The sequence below is a fragment of the Niabella yanshanensis genome, from assembly GCF_034424215.1.
GTDB lineage: Bacteria > Bacteroidota > Bacteroidia > Chitinophagales > Chitinophagaceae > Niabella > Niabella yanshanensis.
This window is the reverse complement of the sequence record NZ_CP139960.1, coordinates 1,733,305-1,755,717: the sequence shown is the minus strand read 5'-3', so window position 1 is coordinate 1,755,717 and position 22,413 is coordinate 1,733,305. Positions and strand designations below refer to the sequence as shown.

The 22,413-nt window shown below is 40.7% G+C and carries 18 protein-coding genes; 12 read left to right on the top strand and 6 right to left on the bottom strand.

Annotation, left to right across the window (positions count from 1 at the left end):
* The 10 genes from U0035_RS06825 to U0035_RS22920 all read left to right on the top strand — a co-directional run bounded on the left by U0035_RS06825 (nucleotide 1) and on the right by U0035_RS22920 (nucleotide 16,210).
* Complete coding sequence (locus tag U0035_RS06825) at nucleotides 1–1,602, top strand: RagB/SusD family nutrient uptake outer membrane protein (protein ID WP_114789264.1); 1,602 nt, start codon at nucleotides 1–3, stop codon at nucleotides 1,600–1,602.
* A gap of 58 nt (nucleotides 1,603–1,660) precedes the next feature.
* Entirely contained in the window at nucleotides 1,661–2,332 is a 672-nt protein-coding gene (locus U0035_RS06820; protein ID WP_114789263.1) for a fasciclin domain-containing protein, read from the top strand.
* A gap of 20 nt (nucleotides 2,333–2,352) precedes the next feature.
* Nucleotides 2,353–3,387 carry a DUF5007 domain-containing protein gene (locus U0035_RS06815; protein ID WP_114789262.1) on the top strand — a complete coding sequence of 345 codons (1,035 nt, stop codon included), beginning with the start codon at nucleotides 2,353–2,355 and terminating at the stop codon, nucleotides 3,385–3,387.
* A gap of 21 nt (nucleotides 3,388–3,408) precedes the next feature.
* Nucleotides 3,409–6,597, top strand: a complete 3,189-nt coding sequence (locus U0035_RS06810) for a SusC/RagA family TonB-linked outer membrane protein (RefSeq protein ID WP_162817747.1) — start codon at nucleotides 3,409–3,411, stop codon at nucleotides 6,595–6,597.
* Between the two features lie 10 nt (nucleotides 6,598–6,607).
* Nucleotides 6,608–8,155, top strand: coding sequence for a RagB/SusD family nutrient uptake outer membrane protein (locus U0035_RS06805; RefSeq protein ID WP_211316336.1), 1,548 nt, complete (start codon nucleotides 6,608–6,610; stop codon nucleotides 8,153–8,155).
* Nucleotides 8,156–8,179: 24 nt separating this feature from the next.
* Nucleotides 8,180–8,878, top strand: coding sequence for a fasciclin domain-containing protein (locus U0035_RS06800; RefSeq protein ID WP_114789260.1), 699 nt, complete (start codon nucleotides 8,180–8,182; stop codon nucleotides 8,876–8,878).
* Nucleotides 8,879–8,904: 26 nt separating this feature from the next.
* The gene (locus U0035_RS06795) at nucleotides 8,905–10,572 is read left to right on the top strand and encodes a DUF5008 domain-containing protein (RefSeq protein WP_114789259.1); all 1,668 of its coding nucleotides are present in this window, start codon (nucleotides 8,905–8,907) and stop codon (nucleotides 10,570–10,572) included.
* A 19-nt stretch (nucleotides 10,573–10,591) separates the two neighbouring features.
* Nucleotides 10,592–12,349, top strand: a complete 1,758-nt coding sequence (locus tag U0035_RS06790; protein WP_162817746.1) for a LamG-like jellyroll fold domain-containing protein — start codon at nucleotides 10,592–10,594, stop codon at nucleotides 12,347–12,349.
* A gap of 99 nt (nucleotides 12,350–12,448) precedes the next feature.
* Nucleotides 12,449–14,458 (top strand): M60 family metallopeptidase, encoded by a 2,010-nt coding sequence (locus U0035_RS06785; RefSeq protein WP_162817745.1) that lies wholly within the window; start codon nucleotides 12,449–12,451, stop codon nucleotides 14,456–14,458.
* Between the two features lie 816 nt (nucleotides 14,459–15,274).
* Nucleotides 15,275–16,210, top strand: coding sequence for a LamG-like jellyroll fold domain-containing protein (locus tag U0035_RS22920; RefSeq protein WP_394365414.1), 936 nt, complete (start codon nucleotides 15,275–15,277; stop codon nucleotides 16,208–16,210).
* Between the two features lie 71 nt (nucleotides 16,211–16,281).
* Here the strand turns inward: U0035_RS22920 and U0035_RS06775 are convergent, their stop codons facing one another.
* The gene (locus tag U0035_RS06775; protein WP_114789255.1) at nucleotides 16,282–17,136 is read right to left on the bottom strand and encodes a type 1 glutamine amidotransferase; all 855 of its coding nucleotides are present in this window, start codon (nucleotides 17,134–17,136) and stop codon (nucleotides 16,282–16,284) included.
* 81 nt (nucleotides 17,137–17,217) lie between these two features.
* On the bottom strand, nucleotides 17,218–17,739 hold the full coding sequence (locus U0035_RS06770; RefSeq protein WP_114789254.1) for a DUF4251 domain-containing protein: 522 nt from the start codon (nucleotides 17,737–17,739) through the stop codon (nucleotides 17,218–17,220).
* Nucleotides 17,740–17,984: 245 nt separating this feature from the next.
* Between U0035_RS06770 and U0035_RS06765 the strand changes: the two genes are divergently transcribed.
* Nucleotides 17,985–18,440: a Cif family virulence factor gene (locus U0035_RS06765; RefSeq protein ID WP_114789253.1), complete on the top strand. Its 456-nt coding sequence runs from the start codon at nucleotides 17,985–17,987 to the stop codon at nucleotides 18,438–18,440.
* Nucleotides 18,441–18,660: 220 nt separating this feature from the next.
* Here U0035_RS06765 and U0035_RS06760 read toward each other — a convergent pair whose 3' ends face one another.
* The 4 genes from U0035_RS06760 to ahcY all read right to left on the bottom strand — a co-directional run bounded on the left by U0035_RS06760 (nucleotide 18,661) and on the right by ahcY (nucleotide 21,704).
* On the bottom strand, nucleotides 18,661–19,083 hold the full coding sequence (locus U0035_RS06760; RefSeq protein ID WP_114789252.1) for a hypothetical protein: 423 nt from the start codon (nucleotides 19,081–19,083) through the stop codon (nucleotides 18,661–18,663).
* A gap of 111 nt (nucleotides 19,084–19,194) precedes the next feature.
* The gene (locus U0035_RS06755; protein ID WP_114789251.1) at nucleotides 19,195–19,557 is read right to left on the bottom strand and encodes a hypothetical protein; all 363 of its coding nucleotides are present in this window, start codon (nucleotides 19,555–19,557) and stop codon (nucleotides 19,195–19,197) included.
* A 137-nt stretch (nucleotides 19,558–19,694) separates the two neighbouring features.
* Nucleotides 19,695–20,003, bottom strand: coding sequence for a hypothetical protein (locus U0035_RS06750; RefSeq protein WP_114789250.1), 309 nt, complete (start codon nucleotides 20,001–20,003; stop codon nucleotides 19,695–19,697).
* 372 nt (nucleotides 20,004–20,375) lie between these two features.
* Nucleotides 20,376–21,704: an adenosylhomocysteinase gene (ahcY, locus tag U0035_RS06745; RefSeq protein WP_114789249.1), complete on the bottom strand. Its 1,329-nt coding sequence runs from the start codon at nucleotides 21,702–21,704 to the stop codon at nucleotides 20,376–20,378.
* Between the two features lie 164 nt (nucleotides 21,705–21,868).
* Here ahcY and U0035_RS06740 point away from each other — a divergent pair, with 164 nt between their 5' ends.
* On the top strand, nucleotides 21,869–22,369 hold the full coding sequence (locus U0035_RS06740; RefSeq protein WP_114789248.1) for an Lrp/AsnC family transcriptional regulator: 501 nt from the start codon (nucleotides 21,869–21,871) through the stop codon (nucleotides 22,367–22,369).
* The last annotated feature ends 44 nt before the right edge of the window (nucleotides 22,370–22,413 follow it).

Below are 22,413 nucleotides of genomic sequence, written 5' to 3'. Positions count from 1 at the left end.
ATGAAAAAAATGGTTTCCTCAAAAAAATATATACAACGAATCATTTGCCTGTTTATTTGGGCGGCAATAATGGCCGGCAGTTGGTCTTGCAATAAAAAATTAGATGTCGATTCTACCCGTGTAGCTACCGAAGCCGCCAGTTGGGACTCCTATGACGATGCACGTGGCGGGCTTATTGGTCTATATGGGTTATTTCGTGCTGCAGTGGCTAACAATAATGCGCACTGGATATATGGCGAGTTACGCAGCGGTGATTTTAAGGCTGTAACAAGACCCGATTTAAAGGCCGTAATTGACGGACAGCTTAATGCATCGTACCGTTTAATTGATGAGGCAAGCAACTGGAGGAAATTTTATGCAATGATAAATGCCAGCAATGTATTTATTGAAAACGTAGCAGGTTGCCTTGCCGATGCAAGATATACAGAGTCTTATCTGAATTTGGATATAGCCCAGGCAAGAGCTTTAAGAGCATTTGCTTATTTTTATATGGTGCGTATATGGGGCGATGTCCCATTGATCACTACTTCGGGCGAAGGACAAAATTTTCCGGAAATCACACGCACTGACAAAAATGCCGTGTTGAGTTTTGCTGAGAGCGAACTTATTGCTGTTGCTTCCAATCTACCTTATTTATACTCTGTATCCGGGGAAGATTTTAAATTCCCTAATAATTATTATGATTATTCCCAGGCCGAATGGGGAGGAAGGCCCTTTAGCCGGATTGCCGCTTATTCCATATTAGCGCATATTTCTGCCTGGAAAGAAGATTACGTAAATGCGGCTATTTATACGGAGTTTATCATGAACAACTATTCCAAAAGCAGAATAGCTACCGTATCTACCAATACCATGGTATCTTCTTCGAATTCCGGCCTCTTTAACAGGGGAACAAATGGCACCGATATCTATCCTATATTTTCTTTTTCGTTTATTAAGCAAGATGGCGAAGCTACTTTTAACGGACATATAGAGCAGTTAACGCTGGCTAATACGCCGTCCTTTCCTATGTCTAAATTGTTGCCAGATCTTTATATACCTAAAACGGCAATTGTAGACATGTTCGCCCATACCAACGGTAAGGACGAAAGATTTGGTGTAGACCCAACTGCGACAGAAGAAGGGTCTTTGCTAACTAATTATTTTGAAAACTACAATGCAGAAATTCCCGTATTCAAAAAGATAAGGATAGTAGATGATGGCGCTGCAACCGGCATGTTTGCTCAATTTACCTCTTCGTTGGTATTTACGCGCCTGGAAGAAATCAAACTATTGCGGGCAGAAGCATTAACCGTATTAGGTAAGTATACGGATGCAACTACATTGCTCAATAGTGTACGCACTTCTCGGGGGCTGGATAATGTATTAGGCACTTCTACTGATCCTGAAGAAATAATTAAAGAGATTTTTAAGGAAAGGAGAAGGGAGCTTGTAGGAGAGGGATGGCACTGGTATGACTTAGTAAGAGAAAATCGCTTATTAAAAAATAACGCCTCTTTTAACGAACTCCTTACCCGTGATGGTATTTACTGGCCGCTTGCGCAGGAAGTATTGAACAATAACACCACATTAGTTCAAAATAGTTACTGGTTAGGTCGGTAAATCGCTGGTCGTACACATATTTACTAAAGCATAATTTCTGAAGATAAATAGAATTTAAATGAAACTAAATGCAATTATAGTGTCTTTAATAGTATTTGCTATAGGGGGCTGTACTAAAATAGACAACACCTATAAAAGTGCGAAAGCGCCTGAAATTAATTTTCGTGGGAATGCGTATGAGTATCTTCAATCTCAAACAGGCGTATACGACTCTTTGTTAAAAGCAATCAGCCGCGTTCCGGGTTTAGAGGATACCCTTAAAACCGGGAACATTACATTGTTTGCTGCTAATAACAGAAGCTTTGAACTGGCCTTCCTCAATATTAATCAGGCCAGGATGGATTCTGTTCCGCAAATGCCCCTTGCAGATATTAACTCTGTTGATGTGGACGTATTGGATAGCGTTTTATGCAAGTATATGATACGGAGTAAAATAAAAAGCAGCGATTTATATTCTTCTTTATCTGATGGAATAGACGTTGAAACCATAAAGTACGGATATTCTATGAACATGAAACTCTTATTCACGAATGCAAATGGGTATGTTGCCGGTGGCCCTAAGCTTATAAATTTTAGCGATAGAAACAGATCCATATTTACCAGGTATTGGATCACAACACAAACCTCTACCATCGATATTTCTGCAGATAATGCGGTAATAAACCTTTTGACCTCCGGCCATGATTTTGGTTTTGGAAGCACATTTATCAGAGCTGTGAACAAAAGATAGAAACTCAAACACTTTGTATTATGATGAAAAGCAGTAAAAATATTCTTAGACCGCAAATCGTTGTTCTATTGATTTTGATAGGACTAGGCTGGGGCTGCGATAAATATTTTCCCGAAGAGCGTGAAAATATAGGCGAAGATTCTCAGTATACTCAAGAGTTGTTCGAGCCGGTGCTTGGTCGCAATAATTCGTACAGCGCATTTTTCAAGGGAACTACAACCTATCCGGCAACGTTCCAGATTAGAAATATAAGGCGTAGAAACGGTGAGCCTGCACCGGAGCTGCAGTCCGTTTTGCCGGTTACGGTTTGGAAAAACGCTTATACCGGAAAGGAAACCTCCCTTGAAGAATTGAAAGCTAAGCAGGAAGTTCAAAACAGGCCTGTATTGGAAGTAGCTCAATATTCCGGAGATATTATTGTGTGGAATACAGCACGTTCTAATTTTATCAGGGCTTTACCTGATTCCGGTTATTTATTTGATATAGAAGTTTCCAGTTCAGGAGGTCGGCGTTTTTTCAGGGATTTAAAATTAATGCCTTATCGAGAACGTCCAACAGAACCCTCTAACAGGGATGCTGCCAATGGCCATGAGCTTTCACCCGGCGTATTTGCTGCATCCTTATTAAATGTAAAAGGAGATAGTACCAACCGCTATATGTCATCAGGAGACTTAATGATTTCTATGAAAAGAATGGAAGGAAGCAATGACAGCAAAATTACCTTTCGTTTTTTAGATAAAAATGGTCAATTAATTAACCCTGATAAGTTCTCTAAAACAAATTGGAACAATCTCGTACATGGCTTTAATCCGGTAATAACAAGCACCGGGGTAACTTATGATGTGCTTTATCCTATTCCTTTAGTAAAAATCAAAACGGAGTATACTACTACAGACGGAGATAGAGCAGTAGTGACTTTTAGTTATGAAAGAATAGGGTTTGGAGGAGTAATTGAGACTGCAATAATTAGATTTCCATTCGCCATATATGAATCAGGTAATTGGGAAGTACTATTCCAATTTGTAACAGACAATCCAAAGTTTTCAAACGAATAACATTGAATAATGAGGTGTAACATGCAAGTAACTAAACAACATGCTGCGGGAAGGTTAAAATATCTGACAAGTGTACTATTTGTTTTGATAATAACTGCTACAACCTACGCGCAGAATCGTGTAACGGTCAAGGGGGTAGTCAAAAATGAATTGGGTGATCCTCAATCGGGGGTATCCGTTACCAACAAAGATTCGAAGGTGAATTTAGCTGTAACTAGTAATACCGGATCATTCAGTATTACAATACCTGCAGGAACTGTAATAGAATTTACTCATATTCAATTTCTGGCCTATACTCATAAAGTGTCGGCGGCCGATAGTATTTTGGAAGTTACATTAGCGTTAAATAAAGGCAAGGTCGAGGAGGATGTAGTGGTGCAAGGCTTTACTAAAAGAAATAAGGAGTTGCAAACTGGCGCCAGTACTGTGGTAAAAGGAGAAGCTTTACAGGATATTCCTGTTAATAACGTGGTATCCTTATTACAAGGTAAAGTAGCCGGTTTAAATATACAGAATAATTTATCTAGCCCTGGGGCCGGTCCAACTATTACATTAAACGGTAGCTCCTCTATTAATATCAGTAGTGATGGTTTTCTATCGCCCACCTCGCCGTTATTTATTATTGATGGTGTGCAGGTTGATGTTAATTCAAAATATGAGTATGGATTTCAGTCAGGAGGCGCGGGTATTAACCCCTTATCCTTAATACCACCGGAAGATATTGAGCAGATAGAAGTACTACAAGACGCCGCTGCGGCATCTTTATATGGAGCAAGAGCCGCTTACGGGGTAATTATAGTTACTACTAAACGTGGAAAGTCTAAAGTGCCTAGAATTCAATACTCTGGTAACCTGACTTATAAGATTCCGCCGCCGATGAGGAAAACGGTAGGAGGGGCAGAGGAACGCTGGACGCGTATTAACACGATTCTTAATTACGATACGGCTTCGGCTGAAGTGTCAAAAGCTTTAGTAAACTCTTCTTCCTTTTTGTCGGATAGTTTGAACCCGTATTTCAATAATTCTACTAACTGGCAGGATTATGTAGTAGCCCCAACCTGGAGCCAAAACCATAATCTCAGCATTTTGGGTGGCGCCAGGTCTTTTAATTATAAAACGAATATCACTTATTATGATGATAAAAATATAGTAAGAAATACTGGATTTTCAAGGTATGGTTTGTCCATGTTTGCCGAATATATTCCAGTAGACAAATTCAGAATGGCGATGTCTCTGAACGGCCAGTTTGGAGAAACTCAAACGGGGTCAAGTACAGGGGCTACCCTGGGTGATTTAGCCGGCTTGTCTAACTTAAGTTCGCTTTTCCCTAAACCTTCTCAATACTCCGACCAGTCGGCAGCTATTGCTAACGGGTATATTAAAAGTGAAAACACATCTAAGAGTTTACTATCCAGCTTTGATATCAGCTATGAGTTTATTGAAGGTTTGCGTGTGTCTAATTTGTTTAGCTATCGGTTTGCAACTGGTGTTATGGACTTTTTTACCCCGGCATTTTTAAGAGGGGGATCTAATTATGGCTATCTATATAACGACAGGGACAAAGACTTTAATAACCGAACCCAACTGGCCTGGAACAAAATAATAGAAAGACACACTTTTAGTTTATCGGCTTTTAATGAAGTTAATGCCACCAGTTCGAGGGCAGAAGCCGTACAAATTGTTCAAACCCCAAGCGATCAAATAGAGGGTGGTTTTGGTTACAATGCTACTTTCACTAAAGGAGGTACATTAAACAACATACGGGATGAACGAATTCATGGGTATGGAGTCTATGGTAGCTATAATTTTGATAAAAAGTATGTTTTTGATGCGAGTTATCGTACGGATAGAACTTCTATTAACGGTCCTAATCAGGGAGCCCAGGTAAGCCCTTCTGTGGCAGCCCGATGGAATATCCATAATGAAAAATTTGCTCAAAACTGGTCCGAGTGGCTTACTACTGCTTCCTTAAAGGGTAGCTGGGGGCAAACCATTAAACCCAACGGCAGCATTTTTGATGTATATGGAAAATACGTTTTTGGCTCAAGGTTTAACAATGATCCCACCTATCTGCTTGACTTCGAAACCATACCTAATGTTAACTTTTTAGCTGAAGAAAACACTACTACAAGTTTCACAGCCGAACTTGGGCTTTTTCAAAACCGCCTGACTATCGAGTATCTTTACAAATATCAAACTGTTGACAATTTAACGTTAGATATATCATTAAACAATACTAACGGTTTTACAAGGCTAAAAACTGTCGACGGCAGCCTTGCTAAATATAGTCACTCCTTTTCCCTCACCGGCAGACCAATAGATTTACCTAAAATTAAGTGGACACTTAGCGCCAATGCATCTATTAATAGAACAGTTATGGCCCAGTTGCCAGATGGGCTAAGAGAATATGTTATCAGCGACTTTAATGATGCCAACTCAGAGGTTCCCGTTGTATTGCGTTTAGGCAGAAACCAGTTCTCTAATTTAATGTACCGTACGGAAGGGGTTTACGCGAGTGACGCCGATGTTCCTGTTAATCCTGCCACCGGGTTAAGAAAACAGTTTGGCAACAGTCAGGGCTTATACTTTAAAGCCGGAGACCCGATATGGACGGACGTGAACGGAGATTATATAATAGACGAAAAAGACCTTGTGCCATTAGGAAATCCCGAACCCAGGCTTTTTGGTGGTATTAATTCCAATTTAATAGTGCATGATTTTACGCTGAGATTTGGTATCCAGTATTTTATTGGTCGTGATGTAATTAATATGGCGGCAGCGCAAAGATTTCAGGCTTATACAAAACCTCTGACTCCTTCTGCAATGTTGTCGATTGCTGACTATAACTACTGGAAGCCTACCCACTCAGGTGATCTTAGTAATGGTACGGCAGGAGCCGATTTTCCGAATCCTTTCGATTTTAGAAGAGCCAATTCCCTGGGAAGTTTTAGAACCAATCAAACGATGTTTTTAGAAAATGGTTCTTACTGGAAGTTAGGCGATGTTACGCTCTTATATAATGTGCCGATGAATGTGATTTCAAGATATGGGATGTCGTCTTTGAGGCTTAGTTTCAGCGCTTACAACCTCCTTATTTTAACTAAATACACAGGAGCTAATCCGGAACAGGTGTCTGCTTTAGGACGTGATGTGTCTAATGGGTATCCCAATGCTAAACAGTTTTCTTTTGGTGTTAGTGTTCAATTTTAAATTTAAACTCATGAAGCGTTTTATATACATAATAACATTGTTTCTGATAGTAACGATTCCTGTCGGGTGTAAAAAGTTTTTGAGCCTCGATCCTCCCAGTAATTTGTCGGGTAATAATTTTTGGCGTAATAAGGATGATGTTGAGGGCTATATTAACGGACTTTATTCACTATTCCGTTCTGCGGTGTTTAGAGCGGATATGACTGCTGCTCCCGGAACAGATGAGTTCCCGTTTTTTGCCTGGAGTGGCGATATGCGCGGCGCTCCCATTCAGCGAAACCCAAGTACCGGCAGCAACCGTACTTATTTTGACCTGCTTGCTAATAATAATATCAGGTCTCTTGTAAATGGCGGATCGCCCGATTATCAGAACTTATTTAACATTAAAAGATTTACACAATGGGATCGGTTCTTTAAAGCAATTGCATCGGCAAATATTGCGATTGATGTGATACCCGATATTTCCGACCCTTCCCTTTCTGAAACTGATAAGGCAAGGTATATAGGAGAAGCCATTTTTATAAGAAATATCTGCTATTTTTTTATGGTGAGATTATGGGGAGATGTTCCATATTATACCGAACCTTATTTTACCGGAGATCTTACCCGGATGGATAAAGTGGCGGTTTTAAAGAATCTTTTAAACGATATGGAAAAGGCCAAAAGCGGGTTGCCCTGGACTTACTCCAATCCCGCACATGTAGCAGTGAGGTCAATGAAAGGTTCGGCAATTGTTTTAATGATGCACATCAATATGTGGCTGGCTTGTTTTGATGGAACTAATAAGGATGCCTATTATCGAAATGTAGACAATCTGGGGACCGAGCTTGATCAGAATAACGGAGCTTATGCATTGTTGCCGCTTAGTCGTACCAAGGAAATATTTAAAGGAAGAACAAGGGAAGGGCTTTTTGAAATTCCTCAGAATGTGAACTATGGCGAAAGTTTTGGGTGGTCAGCATTTTCTGATAATGTATTGTATGCGCCGTATAAAAATTTTAGAATTACCAATAGTTATATGTCTTACGAAACCGATTTTATGGAAGCTGTTTTCCCGAGAGAGGTAGGCGATAACAGGAAATCTACTTGGTACGACGAAGAGTATTTATACGACGGGGGAAATAAATTCCTGATGCTAAAATTTGCTAACGTATATGCGAACGACCAGGCAGAGGATGTGAACCCTGATGATAATCAAACCGTCTTCCGGCTTTCTGATGCTTATTTGCTACAGGCTGAAGCACTGGCCGAATTGGGCGAATATGAAAAAGCACGTACAAAATTAAATATAGTAAGAGCCAGGGCTATTGCTCCTAATATTACCGCTGATGGTGACGATTTGAAAGAACAAATATTTTTAGAACGCTGCCGGGAGTTCATGGGCGAGGGGCAGTATTGGTACGATGTAGTAAGAACGAAACGTATTATTAACCTCAATTATAAGTTTGGTTATCACTGTTCGGTAAGTCAGTTTAATGCAGGTGCGTGGACCTGGCCTATAGATCCTGATAACCGTATTAATAATCCGGGTATTACACTAAACAGCTACTGGTTATAAAATATCATAAAGAAATTAATAGAGATGAAGGCATTAAGAATTTATACTATCACTGCAGCTTTTTTGCTATTACTGTCTGCATGTAATAAAAAAGGTTATTACATAGATGGCGGTACCGAAGATGGAACCTACAAGGGTACCATAATGCAGTACCTGGAGTCCAGGCCCGATGTATTTGCCCAATTGGTTGACGTGATAAAATATGCAGGTATGGAAACAGTTCTCAGTAGCGAGGAGGTTACTTTTTTTGCTCCGGCTGATTCCAGCATCAGGAGAACATTGGAAATAACGAATTTACTTATTCCTTTCGCCGGTAAACCGGTTATTACCAAAATAACGGATGTTAAACCTGAAATATGGAGAAAATATTTATCCAGATATGTTTTTAAAGGATCCAAAAGTTTATCCGATTATCCTCAAATCGATATTGGTAATCTATCGGCTTATTCTGGCCAGATGTATGCCTCTTACGATGGTGTTCCCATGAATGTGGGCGTAAATTTTACTGATGCAAACGGTGTAAAATATGCTGGATACAGGTATTTGCTTATCTCGCTGGTAAATAGCGCTACGCCGAGAGATTATACTACATGGTGGTCTGCATTTGTCGCATCTTCTAACATCAAGGCATCTAATGGTTATATTCATGCACTTCAATTTGATATTCATGAGTTTGGTTTCAGATCACTTGATTTTGCTAACGATTTAATTTATAATAATTAGTTTTTTACAATCTGTAAATAAATAAGATGGTTAATTCAAATCAATATGGTAGGAGTTGCATTGGGTTACTGGTAATAACGGTTTGCACTATGTTTGTGTTATCCTGTCAGAAAACCAATTTTTCCACTACGGATATCTATCAGCCAAACGCTAAAGTTGACATTAGTTTCGGAACCGATGCTCCGCAGCCTTCTGTCGTGTCCGAGGGCACGATCGTAAAATATGGCATTTCCGGGTTAAAGGCTGTGCCTCAGGGTCGGTACAAGTTTTATATTAACCAGATGGAAGCCGGTATTCAGGAAGTTACTGATACTTATATTTCGGTTAGGGTTCCTGTAAATGCGAGCTCGGGAAGCGCATCCGTGGTTTTCGATGATGGACAAATTTATTACGGACCCGGTATTACAGTACGTGGCAATACTCAAATAGCTGATGATTTTCTTGCCGGCATCGGATCTAATAAGGCTTTAAGTAATGGAAGCCCTTCTTTCGCTTCTATTAACGGCATCACAGCCAGGCCAGATGGGAATTATTTAATTTATGGAAATTTTGATGAATACGGCAATACCATTGTAGCTACCAACATTACAAAAAATATCCAGGTGATAGACAATACGGGTAAAGCACTGGCAGCTGAAAGCCAGTTTGTGATGGGAAAATTAGGTTTGAATGGTGCTGTAAATGATATAAAGATACTTGATAATGGGATGTACCTGGTCTCCGGGAATTTTTCGACCTATGACACAATGAGTAATGTAAACGGTGTAGCCCGCTTTTTAACGAATCGTACTTTAGATTTTTCGAACTATGAAGTAGCAAATCCTGATCCCGAAACCAAACCTCAGAATAGTTTCAAAGCAGGATCGGCAATCAATGGAGGTAATCCGGGCGGCGTTTTAAATACCTATGAGGATACAGACGGTAAATATATTACAGTAGGAAATTACAATACGTACTCTTCTATTTATTATCCAAACAGCACGGTTGGAAGCTTGCAGCTGGATGTGATTACATCATTAGGATTAACAAAAATGGACGAACTGGGAAATTTCGATTCCACCTTTAATTATGATTACACAACCAAGAAAAGCTTTGCGGGAGCAAATGGCAGTGTAATAACATCTGCTCAATTGTACGAAGGACAAATAGTATTAGGAGGAACATTTACTACATTTCATGGAAAACCGGCATCCAGATTAGTTTGCATTGATCCCGCTACCGGTTTAATCAGCAATGCATTTTCTGGCAGTACCGATGGGCCGGTGTATAAAATAACTTATAATGTCAATACAGAGCGGTTGGTGATTACCGGAAACTTTAAACTTTATAACGGGGTTGCCGTAAATGGGGTCGCCGTAGTAAAAGAAGACGGCTCATTAGATACTGATGTTTTAATCAAACCAATGGCCGACGGAGTGCCCACCTATTGTGCTCAATTGAACGACGGCAGGTTTATTATTAGTGGAACTTTTGTAAAATATGACAATATCGTTCGCTCGGGGTTTGCTATCCTGAACCAGGATGGCACTTTAGCCGGCGGGTATAATAATACCGGATTATTCAGAGGCAGGATATATGGTCATGCAGAAAAAGATGTTTTTGGCGCTACAGCCCTTTACTTAGTTGGAAACTTTGACAGGTTTGATAATAGAGAAGTGGGCAACATCGTAAAAATTGTATTAAACAATAATTAAGAGATTTAAAATGAGTAAGATGACCAGTTTTTTTAGAGAAAATAAGAATATTTCTGGCTTCTTGTTGCTTGCATTGACAGTTACACTTGTTTTTAATGCCTGCAATAAAACAGCAAATAATGCACTTGACAGTCCCGAGAATGCAGCCAACCCGCAAGCTAAAGTGCGTAAGGTTCTAATGATTGTTATGGACGGAGGCAAGGGGTCTGAGGTAAAACAAATAGCTCCTCCGGTGATGACCGATTTATCGGAAAATTCTATTTTTTCCTGGGATGCCATTAATACTACCGAAAATATAACTACTGTAAGTAATGAGGCGGGCGTGGCTACCATGCTCACGGGAGTTAACCCGGGTAAGCATGGGGTTATCACTAATGTAACTAATAATAATTTCGACCAGTATGCCACTATTTTTTCCAAATTAAAGGAACTTTCTCCCGGTTCAAGAACCGTAGCTATTTCTTCATCTGCTGATGTTGTGAACATAATGGCTGCAGATGCTACAGAAAAAAAAATGGTCAGTTCTGATGCCGCAGCGAAAGACGCAGCTTTGAGCGAATTGAATTCCGGCAATCCATCATTTTTGTATGTACAGTTTACTGCGGCAGATCAGGCTGGTATGACCGATGCCTATTTAGCTAGTTCTGCAACTTATAGAAATGCGGTGCTTCAAATTGACCAGTATGTTGGGGAAATATTAACTGCTTTGAAGGCTAGGAGCAACGCGCCAAACGAAGACTGGATCGTTGTGATCGCTTCTCCGAAAGGCAACAGTACACCTTATAATCCTGTTGCCAAACCCTGGTCGGCCTTTGACGATGGCAGACATAATAGCTTTTTAATAATGGCCAACCCAAGATTTGCTTACAATAATAAGCAAAAGCCGTCCGTTTTCCCTTACTATGGAACTACCAATTCGTACCGTATTGGTAATGTAACCGGCACCAGCCGCCGCTATGCAGAGGTGAAAGACGCGGCGAAGTATAATTTCGGAACGACGGGTGATTTCTCGGTACAATGTAAGGTGAAGATCCCGTCGGGAAATTTTAATTATCCTTCGTTCCTTGGTAAAAGAAGAGCATTTGCAACCGGTGCCGGTGATCATGGATGGGTGTTTTTCCTGGAAGGAACGGATTGGCAGGCTAACTTCAACGGCGCTAACGGATCCGGTGGTAATACACAGGCAAGAGGTACCAAAGTTTCCGACAATAATTGGCATAATTTGAATTTGGTGGTAAGACAGGGCGGCGGAACCGCAAGGAATATAACCGTTTATACCGATGGCGCAAAAAATGCTACCACCAATGTGGGAGCCAGGGATTTGAATACTACTTCACCTTTTGCTGTAGGATGGAGGGATGGCTCTAACGGTGGTGATATACAAATGACGATAACCGATATCCGCATTTACAACAGGGCGCTTACCGATGCCGAAATTGCGAATAACTACTGCCGTACAGATGCCGATTTAACGGATGCTTCTTTGGTGGGCTTCTGGCCAAGCACTACAGTAGAATATGATGATTCAGGTAATCCGTTTTTAAGAGACTATACGACCGGGGCCAATCATTTATACTTTACCAATCCCAGTATTATCTCTTTTAGTGAAGTTACGCCTAATGCATGCCCTTTAGTGGATGATGTTGCTTACAGGACGGTACCAGGTGGTGTTGATGTGGCTACGCAGGTATACCTGTGGATGGGGCATACAATTAACTCGGACTGGAGCCTTGATGGTCAGTCCTGGGTGCCTAAATACGTTGATCTGGCTGAATAAAAAATGAATAAAACGATAACTGGTATGACAAAGGCTGATCATGTGAGTACAATAATATGGAATGATCTTCTGCCCCTGTCAATAAAATCAAATAGGTATATGAAATTATTAAATAAGGTAAATAAAGCAGTAGCAATAACCCTGAGTATTGCAATATTTGCTTCTTGCGGCAAAAAAAGTGATTTTGGCTACCTGCTGGATGCATCCGAATTAGACAAGGGAGTAGACTCTACTCATGTCGCGGTGGACACTTCACGAGGAGCCGTTGACAAATCTAAATACCTGCAGGCGTCTATTTTCCCCGGTTTGGTTTGCATAGAAGAACCCAGGGTTACGAAAACGATCAATTTAGATTTGTTTTATGTAAAGTCGGAAGATCTGCGTATAAGCGTGCTACCCAGGCCCCAGTTCAGTACCGGGTTTTATGCGGCTCCCGGAGAGCTGGTTACTATTACTGTTCCCGAAGGTGTTTATGATCTTGTGGCACAGGTTGGTGCATGGACCGACAATGTAGGGCATATCGAAAATGCGCAGCGTGATCCGGTTATTTATTCTCAAACTAAATTAATCCCGGGAAAAAATGAGGTCCGCAATCTTTACGGCGGACATATTTATATTCTTCCAAGCAGTCCCCGAACTTCACCGGTATCCATAACTTTTGATAATGTCGTAGAATCGCCTGACTTCGTTTTGGGTGTTACCGATCCGGTACAATGGAAGCAAAAGGTCGCTGCTTCCTGTGTTCCATATCTGGAACTCAGAAGTAAATACATGATTTTTACAGTAAGAAGAGATTATATTGTTCGTTATCCTGTTGCTGATCCTCAGGTGTTAATGACGGAGTGGGACAGAGGAATTAAAGAAGATTTTTATGGTTGGACGGGCCTGGAAGAAAACCCTTTATCACCTGAAGACAAGTCGCCTCAACTTCCATATCGGATCGTATTGGATGTGAACATTTCTGCGGGTTACGGGCACGCCGGGTTTCCGATAATGGCTATAAATGATACTTACTGGCAAACAACTATAACAGATATTGTCAATTTAAGGAGTTCAGACGTATGGGGATTATACCATGAAATTGGTCATAATTTCCAACAGGGAAATTATTGGAGCTGGTCTACTTTAGGAGAAACAACCAATAACCTTTTTATTTTTAAACTTGCTAAACGTATGAGCGATTTAGGTTTAGGTACCTGGCCTGCCAAACACCCGGCGTTGCAGGAAACTGTTGGACCTGCTTTACAGTTCGCGGCTTCATCAAACTCTAAAGATTTTGACAACAGTTCCGATCCTTTAATTAGCGATAATCCTTTTGCGCGGTTAGTGCCGTTTCTGCAGATGTTCGACAAAATTCCTGCGGATTGGGGATATCCGGGTCAGAAAGATGGATGGGGCATTATGACCGAACTATATAAGAGAAGTCGCAGGGCAGTAAGACCTTCGTCTACTACATTAGCCAAACATGATTTTGTCTATGAAACGGTGTCGGATTATACACGTATGGATTGGCAGTTATTTTTCCGTCAGTGGGGAATTACTTTAAGTTCTACCGCTATGGATCGGGTAGCCGCTAAAAACTACCCCGTAATGTTACAGGAAATCTGGAAGTATAATCCATACACCCAAACCGGCGGTAATACTTTTATAGATCCATTCGCAAGCAATGCCTGGTCCGTTATCGCCGTTAGCTCTGAAGAAAAAACGGGCGAAGGCCCACCCAATGGTTTAGCCTCTTCCATTATTGATGGCGATTTAAATACTTTCTGGCATAGCCAATGGTCTGGGGGAACCGGGCAACCGCCCCATACAATTGATATGGATTTAAGTACTATTACCAGGTTACCCATTACGATTGCCGGATTTAAATATGCACATAGGCAAGGCGTATCAAGGCCTGCTGTCAGAGTGCATATTGAAGTGAGCAATGACAAAACGAACTGGACCGAAACGCCGGGTAGTCCGTTTGCGTTGGCAGAGATAAACGGGTTTCAGACATTTAATTTTTCATCGCCTGTTAAAGCAAGGTATTTAAGATTAAAATATAATGCAGAAGATATTCGGGATAATCCTAATTGTGCCCTTGCCGAATTTGCAGTGTTTAAATAAAAAATTACAAACAATTTAGTTCCGATGATAAAAATATATTTACCTCTTTTGGCGATTATAGGTACGCTTTTTTTTCTAAGCTCCTGTAAAAAGTATGCAGATCCGCCTCCTTACTTTGAGGATGATTCTACCGCAGCGGTAGTAGGGAAAAGGAAAGTATTACTTATAGGTATTGACGGACTTTCGGGGAAGGAGTTTAAAGCGCTGAACCTGCCTGCATTGAATGGTATGTTGCAAAAAAGCAAATATACCCTGGTAAATGCGGTAGATGATGCAGTTACCACTGACGCTGCCAGTTGGAAAACACTGTTATCAGGTGTGAGCTTTGCAAAGCACATGGTAAGGGACAGTACCTTCGAGTCTTTGGAACAACCTGAAGAAGGCCAGGTAGGAACCAATTATCCAAGTCTTTTTTATTTTATAATACGATCAGCCCGGCCTGATCTTCAAAGTCGCATTGTATCCGACTGGCCCGAAATGCTTTCGTCACTAACACCGGAAGCATCCTTTAAAGTAGCCACCCAAAATGATGCGGCGACTAAGGATTCAGTTGTGGCTGCGGTAAAAAACAACGATGATGACTTATTGGTAGCTCACTTCAACGGAGCGAGTATTGCCGGCAAAGCGGGCGCTTTTTCTGCTTCTGATAATGGTTATAAAGCCGCTGTACTTAAAATAGATACTTATATTAATGATATAATGACAGCCCTGAAGGCAAGGCCCCTATATAACAAAGAAGAAGATTGGTTGGTTATTGTTACCGGTACGCATGGCGGTAAGGGCAATGCATATGGAGGCAATAGCGATGAAGAAATAATGGTACCGGCTATTTACTACCATGAAAAAATGCAATCTACCGAATTTGTAAAAGCAGACTACAGTTCCGTTGTCATTAACGGCAGAGACGGCAATACAGTAAAGGCAACAGTTGCAGATGGGAGGGTTTATGATATTGGTACAGGTAGTCAAACTATTCAAATAAAAATTAAGGGAAGCGGACCTTTTAACTGGCCGCATTTTATGGGTAAAACCACCCGGTTTACACAAGTAGGATGGACTATGTTTACCAATAGTGGTGGCTCCTGGTGCTTTTCGATAAGAGGCAGCAACACCAGTGAAAAGCGATTACAGGTAACAACTCCCAATTTATTCGATAATAGCTGGCATACCGTTACTGCAGTAATTTATGATAGTGCCGGTAGTAAATGGGTCAAAAGGTTTATGGACGGTGTAAGAATTCAGGACGATAATGGTACCCGGAACCTGGGCGCTAACCCTGGTTCTATTAGCTCTTCAGACCCACTAATGATAGGGTGGGGCGATGATACCGGATTTGGGGCTATGACATTTAATGTTGCTGACTTTGAAATCTTCAACACGGCTTTAACGGATGAAGAAGTGCGCAACAATCTATGCTTAAAAGATCTTTCAAAACATCCAAAATATACTAACCTGATTGGATATTGGCCTTGTTATGATGGCTTTGGTTCCAGGTTCAAAAACCTGGCGCCGGGTATGAGTACACATTCTTTAGGATTAACCGGGCCTTATCTTTGGAACGCCGATCCTGTCATTCCTTGCACCATTACGCCAACCCCCGCTGGTTCAAACAAAGCACAGGTAATGTTGTCAAGTGCGGGAGTTCCGGGTACTATATTCTATTGGTTAAGAATATCTGTTAATTCGAAATGGGGAATAGAACCCAGTAATTGGTTGAGCCTATATGAGACTGAATTTATTGGTGTTGAGTAGTTAATGATATTGCAGATAAGGAAACTCCTGAAATTTCAGGAGTTTTTTTGTTTTTATTAACTTCTGCTTAGTTACGCTTCCATCAATTCTTCCACCATCAAATGGCTATAGGCCTCATTTAGAAAATTAGGGATCAGGTTCTTATTGGTCCAGTGAATTTTATCCGGATCTTCCAGGTGCTCCAGCATAATGGTCAGTTTAGCCTCCCCATGGTTTTTAATCACCATCTCACGCTTTTCTTCGTTTTGAAAATGCTGGCTCATACCGGTAGCATCTGCTTCAGGATGAAACTGGGTACCAAAAACATATTCGCTGAAACGGATGCCCATCACCGCGCGTTCATAAGGTACATGAGGACGTTCTTTTTCAATACAGGTAATATAGGCGCCCATATCGTGCAACAGGTCGAGGTTCGGTTGTATTAACTGAAAATCCCGGCTATCCACACCGAAAAAAGGATTTTTTAAGTTCTTGAACACCGGATCGCCAATGGCCTCAGGCATTACATGCATAGGAAATACCCCAAACGATGTTGACTTCCTTTTACAGAGCAACCCGGCATTAAAATGGCGGCAGGCCATTTGAAACGAATGACAAATCAAAAAAACAAACTTTTTGGTGTTACTGGACGGATTGTCGTTCCAACGCAGGACGTCGCTAAACCAACGGTTCCAGTTAATATCCCAGTCGTCAAACCGGGTACTCAGCGGATCACCAGGGCCCCCGCTTGATATATATACATCATAAGAGAGATCGGGCAATTCGTTTTTAACCCGCACGTCAAAAACATCGTAAATAATTGAATAGTTTTTTTGTTCGGCCCAGCTGTGTACGATCTCATTAATACACCTCATTCCCTGGTTGGGATATCCTGCATTCAAATCTAAAACCGCAATACGAACCTGCTTTTTATCTAAATCAACCATCCGGCAAACTTACAACCTTTTATTTTTATGAGGTGGATGGGGGTGGCTAGAGTTACTAACAGGTGTTTATAAAACCTTCATTTATTGATCTTTTTCAATAACACCATTAAATGAAATCGGGGTTTTATTCATACTCAACACCTGGAGGTATGCATAGCCGGAGGGCGTAACCGTGAGAAGCAGGTTCCTGATGTCACGGTTATCCTTGGGTGTGATGGTGATCTGGTAATTCTTTTTTTTGATGGACTGCTTATAATCGAAATCGGTAGACGTAAACTGAATGCCTCCTTTTGTAGGGTCAAGGGGAGCGGTAAACGATCTGCCGAAAAAAGGCAGGTAGGCCGTGACAGAATCAGGAGTGATCTTCACATCGTAGCCCGACGTAAGCTGGTAAAGATTATTGCCGTTGGGAAACATGAACCGGGGATTAAACCGGCTATCTTCCGTAGGGATTACGGTACGGGCCACAAAGGTAAACCTGCGGTTATTGATCAGCGCTGCATAGTCTTGCTCGGTAGCTGTTACCGTTTTTTGCGAGGCGCAGGATGAAAAAGCGAGAATCGACAATATAAGAAGGCAGCCTATGTGTGTTAAATTTTTCATCTTTCGTATTTTTAATAAAGATTAATAGATAAGAGAAATTGCATAAAATACAACATCTTTTATTAGACGGGAATTTAATGCCAATTGTACCTTTTATGGCAGATCTTTAACAAAATGAACGGAGAAATGTAGCATAAGGAAATATTTATTTTGATACCGGGTATAATGAGTATTTTCTTACTGCGAAATTCCCTGCCCGTCCGGTCAGGCGGGTATGTGCCCCCCAATTAATAAAAAGCATACACATGAAATACTGGTTTTTAGTGCTGTTTATATTCAATTCTTGTTTAATAAACGCGCAGGACAGCCGGGATTCGGTTATCCGGCTGATCAACAACCTTTTTGATGCCATGCGTAACGCAGACGCAAAGCAGCTTACAGCCTGTTTCGCAGATAGTGCAATACTACAAACCATAATCAAGTCGCCTTCCAATACACTCATAATTCGCTCCAGCCATGCAAATGATTTCGCTGCATTTATAAGCAAAGAAGCTAAGGGGAATGCGGATGAAAGAATAAAGTTTGAAGCTATTCAAATCGACGGAGATTTAGCCAGCGTCTGGACGCCCTACTCTTTTTATTACAAAGGCAAATTCAGTCATTGCGGGGTCAATTCCTTTCAGCTGGTGCGACTGACATCTGGCTGGAAGATTCAATATTTAATAGATACCCGAAGAAAGGAAAGCTGTGGCTATAGGTAAATCTGTATGTTTTGCTTGCCATTGCCCGCGCAAAAGCTTACAACTGGTACACTGCCTGGCAACTTCTCTCTGTATGAAACGTATATATCCAACGTCTCAGAGAAAGTTGAAAGCCGATACGCTTAATATGTAGCTATCGGGACTACAGCAACCGGTAGAATTTTCTTTTGGGTAGCCGGCAGTAAAAGCAAGCAGGTTTCCTGGTATGATCCTTCTAAGTTTACCTGCGTTCAAAAACATAAGTAACCACGTTCAGCCCGTTTCTTACTTTAGCTTTAAATCTGTTTGAATTGCCAAAACGGGGAATTTCGAAACGGTCGAATTTCATTTTGCTGCCATCTTTTACATCTACACTTAATATAAAATCAGTTTCCGAATCTCCTTCATCATCTGTATACATATAGGCATCAATATACCAGGAGCCATAGTAGGTGTTATTATTCCGGTCGTAATAACTCGCCGTATTATCGCTATTGAAAGTAAAATTTCCGCCATTGAACACAATATGGCTGCTACCTAATCCAAAGGTATTAACCTCTACCAGCTGCCAGCTGCCTACAATGCGGGTATTAAATTTGGCCAGTTTGTTTTTGGTGCAACCAACCATTACCAGGGGGAGGAATAAAAATAACAGGGCTTTCATAAAAGTATCATTTTTAATTACTTGACGTACTACCGTTTTAAAAAGTTGCAGGCAAATAAAAAGACCGCCATAAGGCGGCCTTTTGAGAGACTGTATTATTTTTTATACTGACTACATTTTACTTTCGATAGTAATCATTTTTTTCTTCAAATCCTGGATCTCAATATTTTGTTTTTTGATAGAAGCTACCATCGCAGGAATTAACTCTTTTTCATCAATTACTTTAATCACTTTGGTGCGATATGCGTTTTTACCAAAACGCTCACTGATTCTCTTTTCTTTTACCAATGAAGGATATAATTCCTGAAGATCTTTTGCCAGGAAGCCATATTCTTTCCCTTTTTCAAGATTTAATTCATTTATGAAATGTGCATCAGAGCCTAGTTTGATCATTTTCTGAGGATCTGTTACCTGGGCAAAAGCTGCTGAAGCAGAGAATAAAATAGCTGTGAAAGCGATAATTACTTTTTTCATAATTATAGGTTTATAGTAGTTAATATATGTAGAGTACTAATCCCTTTTATGGATGTACTATTTTTCTAAAAATGGATGGAAGCAGTATACTTATATACCGCAGAAGTCGGAGATACCACCTGGGGGTGATAAGAAGTCTAAGCAACAAATTTGGGAGGTGGTGTCAGAATACCAAGTTCGATGGCAGGTATATAGGGAGCTTTATAGACTATTTTATCAAAAAGATGGCTTACTACTGGCAATGGGAGAGATGGATTGATAGCCAGCAATTTCTGTTCCTGCTCGAAGCCTCTTTCTTCAGCGCTTTTTTCGCTGCTCCTGGACTCGCAATTGTCACAGATTTCTTTTTGTGTATCATGAATAAGGCGCACATCAGCTATCACCTCTTTCGATACGAATACCGATAAAAGGAAAGAAGCAACGATATATAGATAACGCAATTTCATTTATATTATAAAGGTACAAAATAGACAACATTTTTTACCCCGTTACAGATTAAAATTTCATTAGAATAACAATGTAATAACAAAAAATATGTCGTTTAATAAATTGACAACAAGCAACTTGTGTTATTATATATAATTGTATTTAATTTAAATATTATTTTAATGTGATTGAAATGGCAAGTTGGCCCCCGAAAGGATAACTGGTATATAACTAGGGTTTAATTTTTCTTTAAAAATGATGAGCGGATTGAAATCTCAACAAAAGATTATGTATAAATTACTGACTATTTTTTGCAAATCATAGTTTATCAACAAAATAAAAACCGCCTCATTTTTGAGACGGTTTTGTAAGCTATATGAAAAAAACTTTTCTTAATATCTGTATAACTCAGGCTTAAAGGGTCCTTCTACAGGAATACCTAAATAGGAAGACTGCTTATCAGTTAGTATATCCAGCTCTACACCAATTTTAGCAAGGTGTAAACGGGCAACCTTTTCATCCAGATGCTTAGGCAGCACGTATACATTGTTCTCATACTTGTCGTGGTTAGTCCACAGTTCAATTTGAGCCAAAGTCTGGTTAGTGAAGGAGTTACTCATTACAAAGCTGGGGTGCCCCGTAGCACAGCCCAGGTTTACCAGGCGACCTTCAGCCAACAGGATAATGTCTTTGCCATCTACATTATAAATATCTACCTGTGGTTTGATCGTGTCTTTGGTATTGCCATAGTTATCATTTAACCAGGCAACATCAATTTCAATATCAAAGTGACCGATATTACAAACGATTGCTTTGTCTTTCATTGCCTTAAAATGTTCGCCGGTGATCAGGTCGCGGCAACCCGAAGCGGTTACGATGATATCCGCTTCTTTCACCGCATCAATCATTTTCTTCACTTCAAAACCGTCCATAGCAGCCTGTAAAGCACAAATTGGGTCGATCTCGGTTACAATAACACGGCAACCGGCACCAGCCAAAGAAGCTGCAGAGCCCTTACCTACATCACCGTAACCACCTACAACTGCAATTTTACCAGCCAGCATCACATCTGTCGCGCGGCGGATGGAATCAACTAAAGATTCTTTACAGCCATATTTGTTGTCGAACTTAGATTTGGTAACAGAGTCGTTAACGTTGATAGAAGGAACAGGTAAAGTGCCTTTTGCAACGCGCTCATATAAACGGTGAACGCCTGTAGTTGTTTCTTCACTGATACCTTTTACATGCTGTACCAGTTCAGGATAAGTGTCTAATACCATATTGGTCAAATCACCACCATCATCAAGAATCATATTTAAGGGGCGGTCGGCAGCGCCGAAAAATAAAGTTTGTTCAATGCACCAGTCAGCCTCAGCCTGTGTTTGACCTTTCCAGGCGAATACTCCAATACCTGCAGCGGCGATAGCAGCAGCAGCATGATCCTGTGTAGAGAAAATATTGCAGGAGCTCCATTTTACTTCAGCACCTAATGCAATCAGCGTTTCAATTAAAACGGCGGTTTGAATAGTCATGTGCAGGCAACCGGCAATACGTGCTCCTTTTAAAGGCTGAGAGGCCGCGTACTCACTACGGATGCTCATCAGGCCCGGCATTTCAGCTTCAGCAAGGCGAATTTCCTTACGGCCCCATTCAGCCAGTGAAATATCAGCAACCTTGTATTTCAGGTCGAAGTCAATCTGAGTTTTTGTAACTGTAGACATATATATTGTTTATAATTTGAGATGAATAAAAGTTCATATTTGCCGGTAAAGGCTCATGAACAGGAGATGCAAAGGTAGTTCACAGGATAAAACAATAGGTTAAAATTAATATTTAAGGATAAAATGATTTATAAATTATCTTTGATAGCATAAAATACTGTTTTATGGCGGTAAATAAATATGCAAAAGAAAAACCAACTGGTTTGTCGGTGACATTGGATGGCAAAGACCTGGACATACTCCGGATGTTGCAACAAAATGGGAGGGTAACGGTCAAAGAAATAGCCGATGCCGTTCATTTAAGCACCACGCCGGTACACGAGCGCGTGAAGCGGCTGGAGCAGTCGGGTATTATATCTCACTACACCACTATATTGGATGCTGCAAAGCTGGGCAAAAAGCTGATGGTAATTTGCCATGTATCGTTAAGAGAACATAATAAGATTGCCGGCTCCAAATTCATCAAGTCCATTCTTGCAATGAACGAGGTGCTGGAGTGCTACAGTATCTCAGGCGAGTTTGATTTTTTGCTGAAAGTGCTGACTGAAGATATGGAAACCTATTACGATTTTCATGTAAACAAGCTCAGCCAGGTAGAGAATGTGGGGCATGTACAGAGCACTTTTGTGATGGGCGTAGTGAAGCAGACGAATCAGTTATTGTAAATAGAAGACGCGTGCGGACACGCGTCAACGCGGGTGATGAAAAA

What these genes read in the sequence shown, in the direction of transcription:
- U0035_RS06825 (WP_114789264.1), top strand. Translation starts at nt 1, where the DNA reads ATGAAAAAAATGGTTTCCTCAAAAAAATATATACAACGAATCATTTGC.
- U0035_RS06800 (WP_114789260.1), top strand. Translation starts at nt 8,180, where the DNA reads ATGAAGGCATTAAGAATTTATACTATCACTGCAGCTTTTTTGCTATTA.
- U0035_RS06760 (WP_114789252.1), bottom strand. Translation starts at nt 19,083, where the DNA reads ATGAAAGCCCTGTTATTTTTATTCCTCCCCCTGGTAATGGTTGGTTGC.
- U0035_RS06755 (WP_114789251.1), bottom strand. Translation starts at nt 19,557, where the DNA reads ATGAAAAAAGTAATTATCGCTTTCACAGCTATTTTATTCTCTGCTTCA.
- ahcY (WP_114789249.1), bottom strand. Translation starts at nt 21,704, where the DNA reads ATGTCTACAGTTACAAAAACTCAGATTGACTTCGACCTGAAATACAAG.
- U0035_RS06750 (WP_114789250.1), bottom strand. Translation starts at nt 20,003, where the DNA reads ATGAAATTGCGTTATCTATATATCGTTGCTTCTTTCCTTTTATCGGTA.
- U0035_RS06765 (WP_114789253.1), top strand. Translation starts at nt 17,985, where the DNA reads ATGAAATACTGGTTTTTAGTGCTGTTTATATTCAATTCTTGTTTAATA.
- U0035_RS06785 (WP_162817745.1), top strand. Translation starts at nt 12,449, where the DNA reads ATGAAATTATTAAATAAGGTAAATAAAGCAGTAGCAATAACCCTGAGT.
- U0035_RS06790 (WP_162817746.1), top strand. Translation starts at nt 10,592, where the DNA reads ATGACCAGTTTTTTTAGAGAAAATAAGAATATTTCTGGCTTCTTGTTG.
- U0035_RS06795 (WP_114789259.1), top strand. Translation starts at nt 8,905, where the DNA reads ATGGTTAATTCAAATCAATATGGTAGGAGTTGCATTGGGTTACTGGTA.
- U0035_RS06820 (WP_114789263.1), top strand. Translation starts at nt 1,661, where the DNA reads ATGAAACTAAATGCAATTATAGTGTCTTTAATAGTATTTGCTATAGGG.
- U0035_RS06770 (WP_114789254.1), bottom strand. Translation starts at nt 17,739, where the DNA reads ATGAAAAATTTAACACACATAGGCTGCCTTCTTATATTGTCGATTCTC.
- U0035_RS06810 (WP_162817747.1), top strand. Translation starts at nt 3,409, where the DNA reads ATGCAAGTAACTAAACAACATGCTGCGGGAAGGTTAAAATATCTGACA.
- U0035_RS22920 (WP_394365414.1), top strand. Translation starts at nt 15,275, where the DNA reads ATGGTACCGGCTATTTACTACCATGAAAAAATGCAATCTACCGAATTT.
- U0035_RS06740 (WP_114789248.1), top strand. Translation starts at nt 21,869, where the DNA reads ATGGCGGTAAATAAATATGCAAAAGAAAAACCAACTGGTTTGTCGGTG.
- U0035_RS06775 (WP_114789255.1), bottom strand. Translation starts at nt 17,136, where the DNA reads ATGGTTGATTTAGATAAAAAGCAGGTTCGTATTGCGGTTTTAGATTTG.
- U0035_RS06815 (WP_114789262.1), top strand. Translation starts at nt 2,353, where the DNA reads ATGATGAAAAGCAGTAAAAATATTCTTAGACCGCAAATCGTTGTTCTA.
- U0035_RS06805 (WP_211316336.1), top strand. Translation starts at nt 6,608, where the DNA reads ATGAAGCGTTTTATATACATAATAACATTGTTTCTGATAGTAACGATT.